Annotated in this window: 4 protein-coding genes; all 4 read right to left on the reverse strand. The window is 68.7% G+C overall.

Features of this window, described 5'->3' with window-relative positions; translation table 11 throughout:
* A partial coding sequence (locus ADBZ5U_RS14770) for an enoyl-CoA hydratase/isomerase family protein (protein ID WP_526811440.1) occupies positions 1-494 on the reverse strand: 494 nt, incomplete at its 3' end.
* An 85-nt stretch (positions 495-579) separates the two neighbouring features.
* On the reverse strand, positions 580-2,208 hold the full coding sequence (locus tag ADBZ5U_RS14775; protein ID WP_526811442.1) for an acyl-CoA dehydrogenase family protein: 1,629 nt from the start codon (positions 2,206-2,208) through the stop codon (positions 580-582).
* Positions 2,209-2,262: 54 nt separating this feature from the next.
* Complete coding sequence (locus ADBZ5U_RS14780; protein ID WP_526811443.1) at positions 2,263-3,258, reverse strand: ligand-gated ion channel; 996 nt, start codon at positions 3,256-3,258, stop codon at positions 2,263-2,265.
* Between the two features lie 79 nt (positions 3,259-3,337).
* The gene (locus ADBZ5U_RS14785; protein WP_526811445.1) at positions 3,338-4,039 is read right to left on the reverse strand and encodes a deoxyribonuclease IV; all 702 of its coding nucleotides are present in this window, start codon (positions 4,037-4,039) and stop codon (positions 3,338-3,340) included.
* Between the last annotated feature and the right edge of the window lie 3 nt (positions 4,040-4,042).

Below are 4,042 nucleotides of genomic sequence, written 5' to 3' on the forward strand. Positions count from 1 at the left end.
ACCCGCATCGGCGGGTAACCGATCTTGGCGTCGGCGGCGGCGATCACCTGGTCGGCGTGCAGGGCGATGTCGGTGCCGCCGGCGACGCAGTAGCCGTGGATCTTGACCACCGTCGGCTTGTCGGCGTGCATCAGGCTGGAGAAGCCGCGGACGAAGCGGCTCATCATCTGGTAGTCGATCGTCGGGTCCCACGGCCGGTCGGGCAGATGGTTGGTGGCCTGGGTCTGCCCGTCGAGCACGGTGCCGGCGCGGTCCTCTCCCCCGGCCGACGATGTCCCGTCGGCATAGGCGGACAGGTCGAATCCCCCGCAGAAGCCCTCGCCCCGCCCGGACACCAGGATCACGTGCACCGCGGGGTCCAGGTCGGCGCGTTCGACGCAGGCCGCCAGTTCCACCGGGGTGGCGGCGACGATCGCGTTGCCCTTCTCGGGGCGGTTGAAGGTGATCCGGGCGACCCGGCCGGTGACCTCGTAGGTCATCGTCGTCAGTTCCATGCGGCCGCCCCACCCCGCGACTGTGCGGTGTCATCCGCAACACGCCGCGAGCGACGGATCAGACCGCACACTCGAGCAGTGCCCGTCACCCCTTGACCAACGCGCGCTCGATGATCGGGCCGAGGTCCAGCCCGGTCGGCAGGGTGCCGAACGCCCCGCCCCAGTCGCCGGCCATCCGGCTGGCCAGGAACGCGTCGGCGACCGCGGGATGCCCGTGGCGCACCAGCAGCGATCCCTGCAGCGCCAGGCTGATGTCCTCGGCCACCTTGCGGGCGCGGTACTCGATGGTGGCCGGGTCGCCCAGGCCGGCCCGCAACCCGGTGACGTGGGCGTCCAGCCGAGCGTCCTGACCGCCGGTCCTGGCGAGTTCGTCGAAGAGCACCTCGACGCATTCCGGGCGGGTCGCCATGGCGCGCAGGGTATCCAGGGCGCTGACGTTGCCGGAGCCCTCCCAGATCCCCATCAGCGGCGCCTCCCGGTACAGCCGCGGCATGCCGGACTCCTCGGCGTACCCGTTGCCGCCCAGGCATTCCATCGCCTCGGCGGCGTGCGGGGTGGCGCGCTTGCACACCCAGTACTTGGAGGCGGCCAGGCCGATACGGCGCAACAGGGTCTCGCGTTCATCGCCGCGGATCGCGGCGTCGGTGGCACCGGCCATCCGCATCGCGACGATGGTCGCGGCTTCGGCCTCCACGGCCAGGTCGGCGATGACGTTGCGCATCAGCGGCTGGTCGATCAGATACGCGCCGAACGCTTTTCGGTGCTGGGTGTGGTGAATCGCCCGGGTCAGACCCTGCCGCATGCTGGTGGCGCTGCCCAGCGTGCAGTCCAACCGGGTGAGGTTGACCATCTCGATGATGGTCGCCACCCCGCGGCCCTCCTCGCCCACCAGCCACGCCGTCGCACCGTCGTACTCGATCTCGCTGGAGGCGTTGGCGTGGTTGCCGAGTTTGTCCTTCAGTCGCTGGATGAGCATCCGGTTGCGGGAGCCGTCGGGCAGCACCCGGGGCAGCATGAAGCAACTCAGCCCGTCGGGCGCCTGGGCGAGCACCAGGAAGATGTCGCCCATCGCCGCGGAGGTGAACCACTTGTGGCCGGTGAGGGTGTAGCTGCCGTCGCCGTTGGGCACCGCCCGCGTGGTCCCGGCCCGCACGTCGGAGCCGCCCTGCTTCTCGGTCATCGACATGCCGGCGGTGATCCCGGTCTTGGTGGCGGGAACCTTCAGTTCGGGGTCGTACTCGCGGCTGGCCAGCAGCGGCTCGTAGACGGCGGCCAGTTCCGGGTTGTGCCGCAACGCCGGCACGACGGCGTAGGTCATCGAGATCGGGCAGACGTGTCCGGGCTCGGGCGTCCAGACGCCCATCTTGGCGGCGCGGACGACGTGGGCGCCGGGCCGGTCGTCGGCCCACGGTGCGCCGTGCAGGCCGTGGCCGACGGCCACCCGCATCAGTTCGTGGTAGGCCGGGTCGTACTCGATCTCGTCGACCCGGTGGCCGTAGCGGTCGTGGGTGTGCAGGATCGGCAGGTTGCGATCGGCGAGATCGCCCCAGCGCTGGGCGGTCGCACTGCCCGCGATGGCGCCCAGTTCGGTGACCTCGTCGACGCCCCATCCGCCGCCCTCGCGGACGAGGGCCTCCATGAGCACCGGTGAGGTGGCGGGGTTGTGGTCGACCAGCGGGGGAACCTGATTGGTGACGATGTGGGTGTCCGGCATGGATTCAGTGTTACATTATTTCAACAGCCGCACAAGATTCGTAATACCGTCCGGCTACAGCGGCCCGGCGGGAAGCAGGTAGAGCAGGATCGCCGCGACGAAGGCCACCACGAATGCGACGCTGATCCACAGCGTGAATCGGCGCTCGAAGTTCATCGCCACATCCTCACCGTCGTGCCGCAGTTTCCAGGCGCCGACGACGGCACTGGCCAGCATCGAGGTGATCGCGGCGTAGGCCAGGACGTAGATCAGATCGATCATCGGCAGGTATCCGACCTCGGGCAGAGCCGAGGACACCCCGAACTGCATCGCCACCAGAGCGATCAGGGCGGTGATCGGCACGTTGACCTTGGAGTCGACGTAGGAGGCGGGGATGATCACGCCGAGAGCCGCGGCGACGAGCACGATCAGCAACGGCAGGATGGTCTTGAAGATGCCCGACGTCGCCGGCGAGGTCACCGGAATCTCCACCATCACCCGGGTGTAGGTGCGGTCACCGTCGACCCTCTCGACGTCACCGAAAGACGTCGGATAGGTGTGGGTGTCGAAGCTGATGCGGGGCGCCTCGAAGTTGTAACCGGCGAGCGTGATCTCGGGGTTGACGGTGATCGGGTCCTCGTCGGGCACGTAAACGACCTGATTGACGTTCTCGACGCCGTCCTCGATCACGATGCGCAACGTCTGCTTCTGAAAGGGATAGTCCGCCACCGACAGCGCCGTATTGAACTGGCCCTGGTATCGCCCCAGCCAGACCAGCGAGCCGTCGGGCTGCTTGCGGGGTTCCTCGTAGAGTTCGGTCTTGGTCAGCGCCCAGCTCTCGAACAGGTTCATGATCTCGATGCCGGCCGGCGCGTCGAGGTCCGGGTCGGTCCAACGAAGCCAGACGTAGAAATCAGCGGAGAAGCTGTTGGTCGCCAGATCGACGTGCTGAACGTTCTGGATGTAGACCCCGACGGTCACCTTCTCGGGCCCGGCGGCCGGGGGCGGCGACGGGCTGGCCGAGGCGATGCCCCGGGTTGCGGATCCGGCCTGCAAACCGGCCACGAGCATGCCGAAAACCATTGCGGCAGTGATGATTCGCGCTAGAGCCCTGGCGGCCGATCTCACGCTGACCTCGACTTCTCCGGACCTAGACGTGCTCGCGCAGGAACGCGATGTCGCTGCGGCGGCCCTCGTCGGCGGTCTCGATGATCACCGGTGCGCCGGCCGCCTTGACCACCGCGACCAGCAGTTGCGGGTCGATCTGCCCGGCGCCGAAGTTGGCGTGCCGGTCCGCGCCGGACCCGGCGGCGTCGCGGGAGTCGTTGCAGTGCACCAGGTCGATCCGCCCGGTGATCGCGATGATGCGGTCGACGGCGTCGATCAACTCCTCGCCGGCCGCCCAGGCGTGGCAGGTGTCCAGGCAGAAGCCGATGCCCATGTCACCGATGCGGTCCCACAGCCGCGCGATGGTGTCGAAGTGCCGGGCCATCGCGTGGTTGCCGCCGGCGGTGTTCTCCAGGTAGACCGGGACATCTGTCCTGAGCGCCTTGAGCGCCTTCTCCCAGCGCTCGAAGCCGGCTTCGACGTCCTTGTCGTCGGCGTGGCCGCCGTGGACGATCACCGCCGTCGCGTTGATCTCGGCGGCCCCGTCGCAGGTGTCCTGCAGGATCTTGCGGCTCGGGATCCGGATCTTGTTGTTGGCCGAGGCGACGTTGATCAGATAGGGGGCGTGCACGTAGACCGGGATCGGCGAGCGGCGCAGCAGGTCGGCGTCCTCCCGGGGCGGCGGCTTCTTCCAGCCCTGGGGGTCGCCGAGGAAGAACTGCACCGCGTCGGCCTCGTCCTCCAGCGC

The sequence above is a fragment of the Mycobacterium sp. genome, assembly GCF_040398885.1.
In the GTDB taxonomy this organism is placed as follows: domain Bacteria; phylum Actinomycetota; class Actinomycetes; order Mycobacteriales; family Mycobacteriaceae; genus Mycobacterium.

What these genes read in the sequence shown, in the direction of transcription:
- ADBZ5U_RS14775 (WP_526811442.1), bottom strand. Translation starts at nt 2,208, where the DNA reads ATGCCGGACACCCACATCGTCACCAATCAGGTTCCCCCGCTGGTCGAC.
- ADBZ5U_RS14780 (WP_526811443.1), bottom strand. Translation starts at nt 3,258, where the DNA reads ATGCTCGTGGCCGGTTTGCAGGCCGGATCCGCAACCCGGGGCATCGCC.